Below are 14,269 nucleotides of genomic sequence, written 5' to 3'. Positions count from 1 at the left end.
AAACTTTCACCAACACGAATAAATACTATGGGTTTCAGAGACCTGAACCGTTATCCAGCCCAGAAAGCTCGATATGACAAATATAAAGAGTGGCTGGAATCGACCCCCGAACAACGTCAAGCTAAATTTGCTGCTATTACTGATGAAACTAGGCGGGCGAGGGCAGAAAGAGAAATTGGCTACGTTTCTCCGTTTGGTACAGCCGGTAACACTAAGGTTTATCTTCCCACTCGAATAATTGCCGCCCAGCAATCTGGTTCTGGTGCGGGAGTGGCGACTACCTTACGAGGATTGCTTGCCAACTACACGCTTACTGGGGATGACTTCCAAGCATTAAACAACCCAATTCTTATTGAAGCGAGAAAATTTAAATTTGCCAAACTCACATTAACATCTGTTGTAGCTGGAACTAAAAGGGCTAGCCGCATCACTGGGGCTACCTATTCAAAACCAGATGTAGACTCTGTTACCTGTCCGTTTGGACAAAATACTGCTGGTCAAGACTATGATGACGCTGTTGTAGCCATCAAAACTGATTCAGATTACGCAAATTTTTTACAAGGCAACGGTGGACGAAACCGCGCACGATTCACCCCTGAAGGCTAATGAGTAAGATAGCAGAACGCACTGGGATTATTTGGACTCCAGATGACACGCTAGACCTGCTATCTGTTGATGTTGATGGCAACTGTTCTGAGGCTGAGTTTCAAGGAATGCTTGCCATTAACCAAGCGGGTAGGGATTGGTTAACCGGAAAAATCGACACGGTTGAATATCTGGACAAGCTGGAGCATTACGGCGTTCCCAATCCGTTTGAGATTTTGGACGATTTCGCTGATCATGTCGAGTTTGTAATTTCTCACGGATAAAAATAGTGAGAGTAGTTGAGTTAAACAATAGTGCCAATTGGGAAAGCATTTATTCAACTAACATTAATGCTGTCTCTGTTCCCATGCAAAATGGCACTAATTTAATCAGTCCTATTCCTGAAATAGTAGTACCTTTCGTACTAGATAAATTTATTTTGGCTGTTAGTGTTGATACTGATGTTCCGACTGATTCAGTTTGGAGATTTGCAGGGTATATCAATCAAAAAATCAGTACGGGAATTGTCATTGGTGGTGGACAAGATGCGACTGCTGTTAATGGTCGCTCATTGTTCCTAGACCGAGTTAACTTAATCCTTTTTCAGAAAATATCTACTTCTTACGCTGTTAGCATCAGAGTTCCTAGATGGTTTCCTCGTGCTGGGGTAAATGTTTGGCAGTACATCGGTGTAGATGACACTTCTGAAGAAATCTTGTTTAGTCAGGAATTCGCAAATATTAATTTCAAGCTTGACCAAATCCAAAGTCAACTTTAATCATGAGAAATCTTACACCTGGGGACTTGATAGCATTAGGCAGCTTGGCTTTAGCTACTATTACTACGGTGATTGGTGGCATACTTTGGTACGCCAACGCTGAGAAGAAAAAATATGCAGCCGAGCGCGACTTTGCCCACATTCGCCGTAATCAGGAACAAATGCAGTTAGGGCTGAATACCCTATTGCAAGAACTAGATAGACGTTTTGATGTTGTCGAACGGGACATACTCGAAATCAAGTCAACGCTCAAAATTGACAAGTCACATTAATCCTCTGGGGATTCACTCTAGTCACCTTTCATAAGAAATTAAAAGCCCCTACTTTAGTGTAGGGGATAGAGAACGGGGAACGGGGATTGGGGATTGGAAGGTAGACAAGGTAAATCTTTACTGTCTCCACTCAAGTCAATCTCATTGGCAACTGGGCGTTACTTCCTGGCAGACTTAGATAAGCGATCAGCCACAGGATGAGTTTTTGAATCAGGCGCGAGCGTGGATTAATGACAATTGGGTGATATCAGATGCACCACTCCACACCCAGTCATCCAAGCAATACCGACCGATACCAGAAACGATTACAAGCTTATTTGATATATCCGGAGAGAAATAAAGGTGATCGCCGTGATTTTTCTTGAATACTTTTGGCTATTTTTAGAATTTTTTCGTAATTAAAACTTATTCTCAAAATAGATAAAAGATTATTAAATATAGGAATCATATTTGATTACTGAAAAAACTCGGTACACCTCTGTTACTTCTTTTCCTGTTCCCGTTCGGCTGATGCTCACGGCGGAAGCCTGTTCCCTGTTCCCTACCTACGCAAATCATTTCAATAATCAAGTCGGATTCCCATAGCATATTTGAATCTAAATTCTTCTCAAAGAAGGGTGGTATTTTATGTGTGGCATAGTAGCCTTATTTTCCAAACAGGAACCAATTTCCGAATCATCTTTGAGACTAGGTATTGATTGCTTGAAGCATCGAGGCCCAGATGGACAAAAATTTTGGATTTCTCCTTCTAGACGTGTGGCATTAGGACATACACGACTGAGTATTATTGACCTTCAAAACGGAGATCAGCCAATTGCTAACCAAGATGAAACTCTACATATCATTGCTAATGGCGAGTTCTATGACTTCGAGCGTATCCAGCGTGATTTGACACAATGGGGATATCAGCTAAAAACTAACTCTGATACTGAGATAGCCCTGCATCTATACAACGAGTTTGGCACACAATGTCTGCATCATCTCAGGGGCGAGTTTGCTTTTGTCATTTGGGATGAACGTCATGATTTACTGTTTGCAGCACGCGATCGTTTTGGCATCAAGCCTCTGTATTACAGTATTTATGAGAATATTCTTTATCTAGCCTCTGAAATCAAAGCTTTATTTGCTGCGGGTGTCCCAGCTGCTTGGGATCATGAATCTTTTTGGCAAGCTGAGTCCGGCATTTTAGCTCAAGACCGGACTATGTTTGCCAATATTTATCAAGTGCCACCAGGCTATTTTCTATTGGCATCTCGCTCTGGAATGCAAGTGCATCGTTATTGGGATTTTGATTATCCACTAATTAATAATTCCTTACCTCAGTACAAAGCAGAGGATTACATTGAACAACTTCGCCATACATTAGATGAAGCTATCCAATTACGTTTGAGGGCTGACGTGCCAGTTGGGTGTTATCTCAGTGGCGGTCTTGATTCATCTACCGTTTTAGGGATGGCAGCACATCTAAGTTCTTCTCCCATTCAGGCTTTTACTCTTGCTTTTGACCATGAAGCCTATAACGAAGAACCACTTGCTCGTGAAATGGCAGCACATACTGGTGCTAATTTACAGACTATTCCTGTGCGCCAATCGGACTTAGCTGAACATTTTGCAGATTCCATTTGGCATTGTGAAAGGCTATGTATTAATGCCAACACAACTGCCAAATATCTATTAAGTCGAGCTGCACGAGATGCAGGTTATAAAGTTGTACTTACAGGTGAAGGTGCGGATGAAATCTTTGGAGGCTATGTTCATTTCCGCCAAGATATGTTGCTCCATAATCAACAAGGACAAGATGAGGAGACAGTACAACTTCTGTTAGAAGAACTGAAGTTAAAGAATAAAGTTTCAATGGGACTGTTATTAGCTGAAAATAGCTCAAGTCAATCTTTAAATAGTGTTCAGCGTTTATTAGGTTTTGCCCCTGCTTGGATGCAAGCTTCGGCTGAGGGATATCTCAGGTCAGTTCCTTTGTATTCACCGGACTTGATTGCACAATTTTCACACAGGGATGTTTATCGTCTCTTTTTTAATCAGGTAGATGTACTTGAACAACTCAAAGGAAGAGAGCCTGTACACCAATCTCTTTATTTATGGTCTAAAACTGTCTTACCTAATTACCTTTTACGGATGTTAGGCGATGGTGTTGAAATGGCACATTCCATTGAAGGGCGACTTCCTTTTTTGGATCACAAAGTTGTGGAATTAGTTTGCAATATGCCCGTTGCACTGAAAATTCGTGGATTGACTGAAAAATATGTACTAAGAGAAGCAGCAAAGCCATTTATAACTAATACGATGTATCACCGCCAAAAGCATCCATTTCTAGCTCCACCTTCAACGTTCAAGCCAAATGAAGCCCTACAGCAACTTGTCCAAGATACTCTGCGGAGTTCTTTGATGTCTTCTGTACCTTTCTATAATCATGCAGCAGTAATTCATTTGCTTGACCAATTACCAACAATGAGTGAAAGCCAACGTACTTCTATTGATGTAATTTTGATGAAAATGCTGAGTGCTTGCATTCTTCACGAAAGATTTATAGTCTCGTAAGTTGTTGGTAAGTAATTTGCTGTTATCATGCAATTTAGATTGCTGATAACAGGAATAAATGTGGACTCAAAAGGCGGAATTTATATGCTAGAACTCTGTCTATTTACCTAATATCAATTCCTCTATAAAGTGACACTAAATTTCTACCCCCTATAGCCTCCTGATTCATGGGGGACGATGACAGCATGGGTTTGATTAAGTGCTTCGTCATGGAGAAATAGTATAAGTCAAACGTCAATTAAAAGATAGCAACTTGCATTGCAAGTAATTGATCTTCAACTCGAAAAATTCGTCAGCTTTCTTACTTAATTTCTGTAAGGCGATGGAGAAGCAATCCGATCTGCATCAACTCTCGAAACGACAAAAAGAGGCTCTGGCTATGGCATTGTGGATGGGAAAGACATCTGATGCTAATGCTACAGTTTGTGCGAGTTGCATGAAGCCATTATTACTGCGCGCATGGGCAATTTATAAACGTCGCGAACAGCTATCAGCAGATAGACTGTACCACTATCACTGTGACTTCAATCGCCGATTAAAGAAGTGTTTGGAATTACAGCAAGACAACAAGCGAGGTTCACAATCAAAGGGGTATTGTAGAAAATTTCCTCATTACTTGTTTGTCTTTTTAGCGGAGATTTCTAGCCAAACTACTTCTAGCAACCCTAAACCCACCTCTCAGATGAGGAACATTTCTCAAAAAGCTCAGGCTGTTGTTTCAAAGAAACCTAAGTTTCCTTCATCTCCCTACTACTTAGCTTGGCTCGGCTTAGTAAGGAGCTATTTAGCACTCTGCACAAAAAATTCCACGATTGTCAAACTCAAAAAATTCCTTGGTTGTATAAGCTTAATTACCATCAAGATTGGCAATGAGCATATAAGAGTACGAGGAGTTTGTATTCACTACCATGACTTATACCATCTTGAGGTTGCTCAACTAGAGAGAATCCAGATGGGGAAAAACTGGGTGAGTGGAATTCACGGGATTAACTCACGAGTGTTTCATGCTTCTCCAATTGAAGAAGAGTATGACAGTTTTCTTGATGAAGCTCGGATTGCCATACATGAGTGCTTAACCCGACCTACTGCCTTCTCTCAAGTCAAATTACTTTGCTGGATGACCTTGTTAATATTACAAGGTATCAATCCTTTTGCAGTCCTGATTCGGCATATGAGGAGTCTGAAGAAAAAGCCGGAAGAATTCCTACTTCTACCTGTTGATCATTCCTAAACTCAGATGCGGTTATCGCTTCCCTCAAGCTAGTAGTCTGCCGAGATAACGGTAAAATGGGACACCTTGTAAACATTTATTAAACTGTCACAGGACTTACGCAACTGGCACAGTGCGATCGCTAGCCAGTAGTACATAGGTATTGATTTAGCGAGAATGTGTTTGATTGGTTTGACTCGAATTAGTAACAATAAATAGTGATGTATCTTGTTGTTAAAAATTTTATGAGAAAATTGATAGAAGTACATCAAAAAGTTGGTTAGTGATGAAATTTACTAAACTTAATTATTGTCAATATTTACTTAGCAGTCAAATTAACTATACAATCACTAATCTAGCAGAACATTTGTCAAATATTAGTCATGACAAAATTAATTATTATTTAAGAAATGAAAAATTAACTCCTCGTTTACTTTGGGATAATGTCAAAGATTTAATTGTCACTGACGAGGATGCTTATATTATATTTGATGATACAGTTTTAGATAAAAGATTTTCTGAAGAAATAGAAATAGTACGAAGGGAGTATAGTGGTAATGAACATGGTGTTGTTAGAGGGATAGGAATAGTAAGTTGCATATATGTTAATCCTAAAACTCTCAATTTCTGGGTAATAGATTATCGAATTTTCAATCCAGAAAATGATGGTTTCAGCAAGATTGACCATGTGAAAAATATGCTCCAAGGGCTTGTATATCAAAAGATTCTACCTTTCAATACAGTTTTAATGGATACTTGGTATGCGGTCAATAATTTAATGCTTTATATCGATAGTCTAGATAAAGTTTATTATTGTCCTTTAAAGACTAATCGTTTAGTAGATGATAGTTTTGGTAGAGAAAAATATAAGAATATTGAATCTCTAGAATGGAGTCAGGAAGATTTAAAATGTGGTAAAATCATAAAAATTAAAGGATTCCCTGCTGAGAAAAAAGTGAAACTTTTCCGGGTTACTATCTCTACCGATAGGACGGATTATGTCGCAACAAACGATTTATCTCAAAGTTCTACGGATGTTACACAACAGGTGTGTAAAATTCGTTGGAAAATAGAGGAGTTTCATCGAGAAATAAAGCAACTAACTGGTATTGAATCATGTCAATGCCGTAAAGCCCGTCTTCAAAGAAATCATATTGCTTGCGCTATGTTAGTTTGGCTAAGACTGAAAAGTTTAGCTTATCAAACAGGTCAAACTATTTACAAGCTCAAGCACAATTTGCTTTCTAATTATTTAATTGAGCAACTAAAACGTCCAGATATTGCTATGTCTTCTCTGTAGTTTTTGGGCGCTCGGTGCGCGAAGCTCACCATTGCTTGTGCCAGTTGCGTAAGTCCTGTGTCACTTTTCGATTAATTCTCCATAAAAGTAACCAAAGAACCGTATTTTTTAATGCACTGATTGGTAAAGAGATAAAGCATTTTCACGTAAAATTGCTATAGCGATCGCCTCAGCTTCAGCAACGGTAATATCAGAATCGATGACTGCTTGCTCTAGCACTTCTTTTAACAGTTGACGACCCCATTTTGCACCCAAATAATACAATTCTGGAATTGAATGAGCATCAGAAGCATACATGAGTTTGGTAGTAGGAGTTAATTCTAATAATTGTCTGATAGCTTCCCGCATTCCAGATACACTTAAAAAAGGTACTGCCAAGCCAAAATCTACATAGACTTGCGGATATACCGAAGCTAAATAACCAGCCTCCTGCATATAAGGATAGGAAGCGTGTAGTAAAACTATCGGCGCATGGCGATATTGTGGCGACTCTAATAAATGACGCAGATATAAGGGATTAGCCAATCGTAAATCTAAATCGGGATCACCGTAGCCAGTATGTAACTGTACAGGAAGACGATATTTTGCTGCTACTAATAAGGCCTGTTGCAACAAAAAATCAATCAGGGGTTTATCTGTGAGTCGGAGAGGTTGAGTCGAGAATTGTTTGATTTGTTCAAAACGAGTCGCCGCTACTTCTGGTGTCACAGGTTGGATATGCAAACCACTCCGGTAACAAGCAATGCTTTTAAAAGCCACTACCCCAGACGGCGGCGGATCAATTTCACTGTTAAATCTGTCTAGGAAAGTGGCAAAATCAGGTGATTGGGGAATTAGCTGTTCTGCTAACTGTTCTAATCTCAAAATTCGCCGCACAGAAATAAATCTTTCATGCCATGACAGAGGTAGGATAGTTTCTGGCTGTAAACCATCATCCAAATGTATCGCTTCTAAATTAGCAGCCTGAAAATAAATCTGTGTGAGTGCTTCTAACCCTAAACTTTCCCGCCTGGCTAAAATGGCCGTTTCTTCCGCTTCACAGTTCAACAAAGCCGCAATATCCCGCAAACTACGCCGATAAAACAACGTATGGTGAGCATGGTGGTGAATAATTTCAGGATAATAACTTTCAGTGAAAGCTGCTGCATAAGGATACTGAGCAGCTACCTCTGGTTGTAATATGTTGTGAGCGTGTTGGTCAATTAAGGGAATAGTAGCTAAATCCATTGGCAATTGTGAGATTTTTAGTATTTCTCTAATAATTTGTCTACTTCTGTCTGTAATTCCCAATCTTTCATAGCTTGCCACTCTGCTTCACGCACCGCTAAAAAAGCTTTGGCTAACTGTGGATTTAACGCTGTTAATAAGATATCGTCTTGTTGGAGATGAGCGATCGCTTGTCCTAGATTCTCTGGTAATTGGTCTATACCATTAGCCTGACGTTCTTCTACTGACAAATATCCAGGGTCTTGATTTACAGGATTTGGTGGTGTCAAACCACGCTGCACACCATCTAGTCCCGCAGCAATTATCGCACCCAAGGCTAAATAAGGATTAGCGGCAGCATCCACAGTTTTTAATTCTAAGTGGCTGGGACAACCCAAAGCAGGGTCACTAGGCACTCTCACGGCTGCTTCTCGATTATCTAATCCCCAACAGCGAAAAGCACCACTCCAACTATGAGGACGCAGGCGACGATAGGAATTTACGCTGGGAGTAGTTAAAGCCATCAGTGCTGGTAAGTGATGTAGAATGCCAGCCATAAATTGTAATGCTGTGGGAGATAGACCAAAATTACCTTTTGTATCTGGTAAGAGATTTTTGCCATGATGCCACAAACTAAAATGAATGTGACAACCACTACCAGCCGCATCAGGGAAAATCTTAGGTAAAAAAGAAGCGGTGAGGTTGTGGCGTTTAGCGATCGCTTTGACAGTTTCTCGAAAAGCAATCTGCCAGTCAGCCGCTTGTAAAGCATCGGTGTAGCGCATGGAGATTTCCTGTTGACCGGGGCCAGATTCAGGATAATATTGCTCTACAGGTATACCTTGGGCGATCAGTGCATCAGCGATCGCATTAATGACTTCACAGTTGAGATCCATTGCCTGAGTAGAGGCAAAAGCTGTACTGTCGCCTGGAATAATCCCTTCAGGTGTAGGTCGCAGCAAGTAAAACTCATTTTCAAAGGCTGCTTGTACTTCCAAACCTTGAGATTTAGCGGCGGTAATCATTCGCTTTAAGAAATCGCGGGGACATAACGCCCAAGCAGCATCATTGAGTATCATATTGCCCATAACACGAGCATGACCAGGGGCATAAGGCAAAGGCTTTAAGCTAGACCAATCGGCAACTAAGCGAATTTCACCGACGGGGCCTAAATCCGTTTCTGGGACGACTCCATCATACATTACAGGCAATCCCTGTTGCCCGGCGGAAATACCCACCCCATGCTCAAAATAGTGAGAAAGCATTTCTATGTGTACAGCTTTGCCCCGAATAATATTGGCATTATCACACCAGAGAAACCGCACGAATTTTACACCAGTTTCTTGCAGAAATTTCCGTATTTTTTTGGGATGATTTTTTTCAACCATTGCTAGCTATTGATGTTAAAAACTGAACTATTTTAAAAAAGATAAACTAGGATAAAACCCTCTTTCCCTCTGCTCTGATTACAATTAATCGTAAGACACTGAGTTAATTCCTCAGAGAATTTAATTTTCAATCTGTTTTTGCAAAAAATATCTCTCATGTCCTGGCGGGTAGTCTGGCAATACACCAAATATTTGATAGCCCAAACTTTGATAAAAACCCAAGGCTTGAAAGCTAAATGTATCTAGGTAAGCGTGACCACAACCCCTTTGTTTAGCGGCTTGTTCAGCTTTCAGTAAAAGTTGCTGTCCATAGCCTTGACCCCGCAAAGACTCAGCTACCCAAAGGTGGGAGACAAACAACCATCCCCAATGTGTTTTCCCAACTAGACCACCCACAATTTCACCTTGAGCATCCCGCATGAAAACGCCTAGAGGATAAGCAATATCATCATCCTGGTAACTACCTTTGTTATATTGCAGGATTTTGCTAATTACTGTCCGAATATCTTCGGGATCAGGGTTATCTTCTACATATATTGTTACATTTGTCATTTGTGACTTAAATAAAATCCAACAAAATTTATCAGAGATTCCAGCCGCAGAGTATACTACTAAGTCCTTATCCTTAATAGGTTTGTTAGCATTACTTTGGCTTTTGTGGTTATAGAATCACAGTCAAACCTGTGTCAGTCTGACAACTATCTCAGGATAGTAAGGTAGTGACATATGATACTTGACATCGAAAAGCTCATGTTTGTCATCATCCTCAGCCTGTAGCAATTGGTGGTATTTTTATGAATTCCCGGATTCGTTTTTTGATGTGCGCTCCTGACCACTATGATGTAGACTATGTGATTAATCCTTGGATGGAAGGGAATATTCACAAATCATCACGCGATCGCGCCGTAGAACAGTGGCAAGGACTACACCAAATCCTCAAGGAACACGCAATTGTGGATTTAGTGACACCGGAAAAAGGCTGGCCAGATATGGTGTTCACGGCTAACGCTGGTTTAGTCTTAGGCGAAAATGTGGTTTTAAGTCGCTTTTTACACAAAGAGCGTCAGGGAGAAGAGCCATATTTTAAAAAATGGTTTGAAGGTAATGGTTATACAGTTTATGAATTGCCTAAAGACTTACCCTTTGAAGGTGCAGGCGATGCACTGCTAGATAGAGAAGGGCGTTGGTTGTGGGCTGGTTATGGTTTCCGTTCAGAATTAGATTCTCATCCCTATTTGGCTAAATGGCTGGATATTGAAGTTCTATCCCTGCGGTTAATCGATGAGCGTTTCTATCATTTAGATACTTGTTTTTGTCCTTTAGCTAACGGTTATTTACTCTATTATCCCGGCGCGTTTGATTCCTATTCCAACCGCCTCATTGAAATGCGTGTCGCCGCCGAAAAACGTATCGCCATAGCCGAAGCTGATGCTGTGAATTTTGCTTGTAATGCGGTGAATGTAGAAAGCATCGTGATTATGAACAAAGCCAGTGACGGTTTGAAATCTCGGCTTGCGGATGTGGGTTTCCAGGTTTTAGAAACGCCCCTTACCGAGTTCCTCAAAGCTGGTGGTGCGGCGAAATGTCTAACTTTACGTGTCACCGAACCAGTACGGGCGGAAGTTCACGCCAACGTTTCCGTTGAAAGTCGGATTATTCGCTTAGAAGGGCATTTACTTGACTCTGGTTTGATTAACCGCGCCTTGGATATGATTGTCGATACTGGCGGTAGTTTCCAAGTCCTCAATTTCAATCTGGGAGAACAACGTCAAAGTACCTCCGCCGCAGAGGTGAAAGTTTCTGCACCCTCTCATGAGGTGATGGAAGAAATTATCTCTCAACTGATTGATTTAGGCGCGGTAGACTTACCACAAGATGAACGAGATGTCAAGCTTGATCCTGTAATTCAAGATGGTGTTGCCCCTGATGATTTCTATGTCAGTACAATTTATCCCACGGAAGTCAGAATCAATGGGCAGTGGGTGAAGGTAGAAAATCAACGCATGGACGGTGCGATCGCTATCACTCGAACCCCCACAGGCTTACTAGCACGGTGTAAAATCTTACGTGACCTGAAAGTGGGTGAACAGGTGGTAGTAGATGTGCAAGGTATCCGCACCATCCGCAAGACCGAATCACGGGAACAACGCAACGCGCAAGAGTTTAGCTTCATGTCCTCCGGTGTTTCCAGTGAACGCCGTGTGGAATTAGTAGTTGAGCAAGTCGCTTGGGAATTACGTAAAATTCGGGATGCTGGCGGTAAAGTAGTTGTTACTGCTGGGCCTGTGGTAATTCACACCGGTGGCGGCGAACATCTCTCACGACTGATTCGGGAAGGTTATGTACAGGCTCTGCTGGGTGGAAATGCGATCGCAGTCCACGACATCGAACAAAATATGATGGGTACATCCCTGGGTGTAGACATGAAGCGGGGTGTAGCTGTGCGTGGTGGACATCGCCATCACCTCAAGGTAATTAATACCATTCGTCGTCATGGTAGCATTGCCAAAGCTGTAGAAGCTGGGGTAATTCGTAGCGGTGTGATGTATGAATGTGTCCGCAATCAAGTACCCTTTGTTTTGGCTGGTTCCATTCGGGATGATGGCCCCTTACCCGATACCCAAATGAATTTGATTGCAGCACAAGAAGAGTACGCCAAAAACCTCGAAGGTGCGGAGATGATTTTAATGTTGTCATCCATGCTCCATTCTATCGGCGTAGGGAATATGACCCCGGCTGGTGTGAAAATGGTCTGTGTGGATATTAACCCAGCTGTCGTGACGAAATTGAGCGATCGCGGTTCAATAGAATCAGTCGGCGTAGTCACAGATGTGGGATTATTCCTCAGTCTGTTAATCCAGCAATTAGATAAGTTGACAAGCCCCTACGTTTCTAAGGTAGGTTAATGAGGAAGTAGGGGGCAGGGGAGTAGGGAGCAGGGGAGAATTACCAGAGAACAGTAAATAAATCTCTATTTTCCCCTCATCACTCTGTCCCCTGGCTCTAATTAACTTACACAAGACGCATAAAAAGGAAATGGTAAGAGTCGCTTTAACAAGAGAGTTGCAGATTAACTGGGTGAGTTTCATCGCTGACTTTATGTTAGTGGGAATGGTTTTCGGCCCTCCTATTGCTCCTTTTTTGGCTGCGTCTGGAGTTTGGTTACTTGGGGGTATTGCGGACATCATTTATTTCATGGGTAATCATGTCTGTCCGCAACCAGATATGGGCTTAGATTTAGCACCCCCATTTATCATGGCTGTGTGTATGCGCTGTTATGGAACTGTCACAGGATTACTCATCACACGTTTGCTATATGCTGTAACTGGTGGTAGCGGATTTTATTGGCTGAGTCAATATGGTTGGAATGGTGCGGCGTTAGCTAGCGTGTTAATGATGGCGTATCCTCTGGAATTAGCAGCGCAAATTTTTGGCTTGTGGGATTTTAATAATTATTTAGTTACGCCCTTTGGATTAATTACAGGTTTAGCTTGGGGTTTGTTCATGATGCCATTTTTACATAGTTGGCAGCGTGATTGAACTAAATCAGGGGACTAAAGAATAGTAAATACTTTATTTCTTACCTTTAAGCAGCCTAATTTTGAGGATAATGAAATACTATGGCAAAAGATAGATTTCATAATATCGTCAGAAATGCCCTCGAAAAAGAGGGCTGGAAGATTACGGCTGATCCCTATGAAATTAATGTGGATGATGTGGATTTTGAGATTGATTTAGCAGCAGAGCAACTGTTAGCAGCAGAGCAAGAAGGCAAAAAAATCGCAGTAGAAATTAAAAGTTTTATTAGTCCATCAAATGTTTCAGAATTTCATACTGCCTTGGGACAGTTTTTAAACTATCGAGATGCCTTAGATAAAATTGAACCAGAACGCCAACTGTATTTAGCAGTGCGCGTCCCGATTTATGAAAGTTTTTTTCAACGGAGATTTATTGCCTCAGCAGTTGTCAAATATCAATTGCGATTGATGATTTACGATGTACAAGAAGAGGTGATTCGTCAATGGGTATAGAACAATATCGGCAATATATTCAACATCTTCTTTCCGAACGGCAAAAACGAGCCGCAATCCAACGAAGTGCCGAAGAATATGAAATACAGACAATCTTCGACAAACAGCAAGACCACTATCAATTACTTTATGTCGGCTGGCGCGGAAATAAACGCGATTTTGGCTGTATTTTGCATCTTGATATTAAAGATGGCAAAATATGGATTCAGCATGATGGTACTGAAGAAGGAATCGCTAATCGATTGGTAGAAATGGGAGTACCTAAACAAGATATTATTTTGGCGTTTCACGAACCTTATGTACGCCAATTTACCGAATTTGGAACTTGAGAAAGATTGTAGGAAATGTCATGGTGATAGTGTCAGTTTACAACTGGCGCGACTATTACAAGCTTCTAAACCACTCAGTAATACCCTCTGCTAGAGTTTTGACTAACTTCTTTTGTTCCTGGGGATTTGTCGCCTCCTCAAAGTCGTCAGGGTTGCTCATAAAACCTAACTCCAATAATACCGATGGTGCAGAATGGGGACGTGTGAGTGCTAAATTTTGCCAATACAAACCATAAGAAGGCCTACCCAAATCATTAACTAAGCGGTTGTGTAGTAAGACAGCTAGACTATGGGCTTGGGGATGATACCAATAGGTACTGATACCCCTGGTGTTTTCTGCATCACCATCATCATTGAGAGAGCGATAGTGAAAAGTAAGAGCGATCGCAGGTGATTCTTGCTCTATAATTTTCTGACGTTCTACCAGGGATAAGTCTCGATCATCTTCCCTCGTCATCACTACAATTGCACCCCGCCGCACTAATTCATCTCGCAATAGCTTGGTGACTTGCAAATTCAAGTCTTTTGCTAATAAACCAGTAGCCCCGACTGCACCCAATTCTTTACCACCATGTCCAGCATTGAGTAAAATTTTGATGCCAGATAAGGGCTTT

Annotated in this window: 14 protein-coding genes and 1 pseudogene; 11 read left to right on the top strand and 4 right to left on the bottom strand. The window is 41.3% G+C overall.

What is annotated here, in order from left to right:
- Positions 1–27: 27 nt before the first annotated feature.
- From ACQFX9_RS25800 to ACQFX9_RS25770, 7 genes are all read left to right on the top strand, one after another.
- On the top strand, positions 28–606 hold the full coding sequence (locus ACQFX9_RS25800; protein ID WP_427159404.1) for a hypothetical protein: 579 nt from the start codon (positions 28–30) through the stop codon (positions 604–606).
- On the top strand, positions 606–869 hold the full coding sequence (locus tag ACQFX9_RS25795; protein WP_427159403.1) for a hypothetical protein: 264 nt from the start codon (positions 606–608) through the stop codon (positions 867–869). The genes ACQFX9_RS25800 and ACQFX9_RS25795 overlap by 1 nt, the downstream gene beginning before the upstream one ends.
- Before the next feature lie 5 nt (positions 870–874).
- On the top strand, positions 875–1,363 hold the full coding sequence (locus ACQFX9_RS25790; RefSeq protein WP_427159402.1) for a hypothetical protein: 489 nt from the start codon (positions 875–877) through the stop codon (positions 1,361–1,363).
- A 2-nt stretch (positions 1,364–1,365) separates the two neighbouring features.
- Positions 1,366–1,635, top strand: a complete 270-nt coding sequence (locus ACQFX9_RS25785; protein WP_427159401.1) for a hypothetical protein — start codon at positions 1,366–1,368, stop codon at positions 1,633–1,635.
- A gap of 627 nt (positions 1,636–2,262) precedes the next feature.
- Positions 2,263–4,191 (top strand): asparagine synthase (glutamine-hydrolyzing), encoded by a 1,929-nt coding sequence (gene asnB, locus ACQFX9_RS25780; RefSeq protein WP_427159400.1) that lies wholly within the window; start codon positions 2,263–2,265, stop codon positions 4,189–4,191.
- A gap of 322 nt (positions 4,192–4,513) precedes the next feature.
- On the top strand, positions 4,514–5,422 hold the full coding sequence (locus ACQFX9_RS25775) for a hypothetical protein (protein ID WP_427159399.1): 909 nt from the start codon (positions 4,514–4,516) through the stop codon (positions 5,420–5,422).
- A 265-nt stretch (positions 5,423–5,687) separates the two neighbouring features.
- Positions 5,688–6,701, top strand: a complete 1,014-nt coding sequence (locus ACQFX9_RS25770; protein ID WP_427159398.1) for an IS701 family transposase — start codon at positions 5,688–5,690, stop codon at positions 6,699–6,701.
- Between the two features lie 108 nt (positions 6,702–6,809).
- Here ACQFX9_RS25770 and ACQFX9_RS25765 read toward each other — a convergent pair whose 3' ends face one another.
- The 3 genes from ACQFX9_RS25765 to ACQFX9_RS25755 all read right to left on the bottom strand — a co-directional run bounded on the left by ACQFX9_RS25765 (position 6,810) and on the right by ACQFX9_RS25755 (position 9,847).
- On the bottom strand, positions 6,810–7,928 hold the full coding sequence (locus ACQFX9_RS25765; RefSeq protein WP_427159397.1) for an amidohydrolase family protein: 1,119 nt from the start codon (positions 7,926–7,928) through the stop codon (positions 6,810–6,812).
- 17 nt (positions 7,929–7,945) lie between these two features.
- Positions 7,946–9,295: a glutamine synthetase family protein gene (locus ACQFX9_RS25760; protein ID WP_427159396.1), complete on the bottom strand. Its 1,350-nt coding sequence runs from the start codon at positions 9,293–9,295 to the stop codon at positions 7,946–7,948.
- Positions 9,296–9,415: 120 nt separating this feature from the next.
- Positions 9,416–9,847 carry a GNAT family N-acetyltransferase gene (locus ACQFX9_RS25755; RefSeq protein ID WP_427159395.1) on the bottom strand — a complete coding sequence of 144 codons (432 nt, stop codon included), beginning with the start codon at positions 9,845–9,847 and terminating at the stop codon, positions 9,416–9,418.
- 242 nt (positions 9,848–10,089) lie between these two features.
- Between ACQFX9_RS25755 and ACQFX9_RS25750 the strand changes: the two genes are divergently transcribed.
- The 4 genes from ACQFX9_RS25750 (at position 10,090) to ACQFX9_RS25735 (ending at position 13,655) form a co-directional block, all read left to right on the top strand.
- Entirely contained in the window at positions 10,090–12,201 is a 2,112-nt protein-coding gene (locus ACQFX9_RS25750; protein WP_427159394.1) for a TIGR00300 family protein, read from the top strand.
- A gap of 130 nt (positions 12,202–12,331) precedes the next feature.
- On the top strand, positions 12,332–12,835 hold the full coding sequence (locus ACQFX9_RS25745; protein WP_427159393.1) for a DUF2085 domain-containing protein: 504 nt from the start codon (positions 12,332–12,334) through the stop codon (positions 12,833–12,835).
- Between the two features lie 80 nt (positions 12,836–12,915).
- The gene (locus ACQFX9_RS25740; protein WP_427159392.1) at positions 12,916–13,326 is read left to right on the top strand and encodes a XisH family protein; all 411 of its coding nucleotides are present in this window, start codon (positions 12,916–12,918) and stop codon (positions 13,324–13,326) included.
- Positions 13,317–13,655 carry a XisI protein gene (locus tag ACQFX9_RS25735; RefSeq protein WP_427159391.1) on the top strand — a complete coding sequence of 113 codons (339 nt, stop codon included), beginning with the start codon at positions 13,317–13,319 and terminating at the stop codon, positions 13,653–13,655. Before ACQFX9_RS25740 ends, ACQFX9_RS25735 begins: the two co-directional genes overlap by 10 nt.
- A gap of 55 nt (positions 13,656–13,710) precedes the next feature.
- Here ACQFX9_RS25735 and ACQFX9_RS25730 read toward each other — a convergent pair.
- Positions 13,711–14,268: pseudogene (locus ACQFX9_RS25730) on the bottom strand (N-acetylmuramoyl-L-alanine amidase family protein); the annotation flags it as partial.
- Position 14,269 lies beyond the last annotated feature (1 nt).

The organism is Aliinostoc sp. HNIBRCY26 (genome assembly GCF_050235535.1).
GTDB lineage: Bacteria > Cyanobacteriota > Cyanobacteriia > Cyanobacteriales > Nostocaceae > Trichormus.
This window is presented reverse-complemented; position numbering and strand designations above follow the sequence as displayed.

What these genes read in the sequence shown, in the direction of transcription:
- ACQFX9_RS25785 (WP_427159401.1), top strand. Translation starts at nt 1,366, where the DNA reads ATGAGAAATCTTACACCTGGGGACTTGATAGCATTAGGCAGCTTGGCT.
- ACQFX9_RS25755 (WP_427159395.1), bottom strand. Translation starts at nt 9,847, where the DNA reads ATGACAAATGTAACAATATATGTAGAAGATAACCCTGATCCCGAAGAT.
- asnB (WP_427159400.1), top strand. Translation starts at nt 2,263, where the DNA reads ATGTGTGGCATAGTAGCCTTATTTTCCAAACAGGAACCAATTTCCGAA.
- ACQFX9_RS25760 (WP_427159396.1), bottom strand. Translation starts at nt 9,295, where the DNA reads ATGGTTGAAAAAAATCATCCCAAAAAAATACGGAAATTTCTGCAAGAA.
- ACQFX9_RS25745 (WP_427159393.1), top strand. Translation starts at nt 12,332, where the DNA reads ATGGTAAGAGTCGCTTTAACAAGAGAGTTGCAGATTAACTGGGTGAGT.
- ACQFX9_RS25795 (WP_427159403.1), top strand. Translation starts at nt 606, where the DNA reads ATGAGTAAGATAGCAGAACGCACTGGGATTATTTGGACTCCAGATGAC.
- ACQFX9_RS25740 (WP_427159392.1), top strand. Translation starts at nt 12,916, where the DNA reads ATGGCAAAAGATAGATTTCATAATATCGTCAGAAATGCCCTCGAAAAA.
- ACQFX9_RS25765 (WP_427159397.1), bottom strand. Translation starts at nt 7,928, where the DNA reads ATGGATTTAGCTACTATTCCCTTAATTGACCAACACGCTCACAACATA.
- ACQFX9_RS25800 (WP_427159404.1), top strand. Translation starts at nt 28, where the DNA reads ATGGGTTTCAGAGACCTGAACCGTTATCCAGCCCAGAAAGCTCGATAT.
- ACQFX9_RS25775 (WP_427159399.1), top strand. Translation starts at nt 4,514, where the DNA reads ATGGAGAAGCAATCCGATCTGCATCAACTCTCGAAACGACAAAAAGAG.
- ACQFX9_RS25735 (WP_427159391.1), top strand. Translation starts at nt 13,317, where the DNA reads ATGGGTATAGAACAATATCGGCAATATATTCAACATCTTCTTTCCGAA.
- ACQFX9_RS25770 (WP_427159398.1), top strand. Translation starts at nt 5,688, where the DNA reads ATGAAATTTACTAAACTTAATTATTGTCAATATTTACTTAGCAGTCAA.
- ACQFX9_RS25750 (WP_427159394.1), top strand. Translation starts at nt 10,090, where the DNA reads ATGAATTCCCGGATTCGTTTTTTGATGTGCGCTCCTGACCACTATGAT.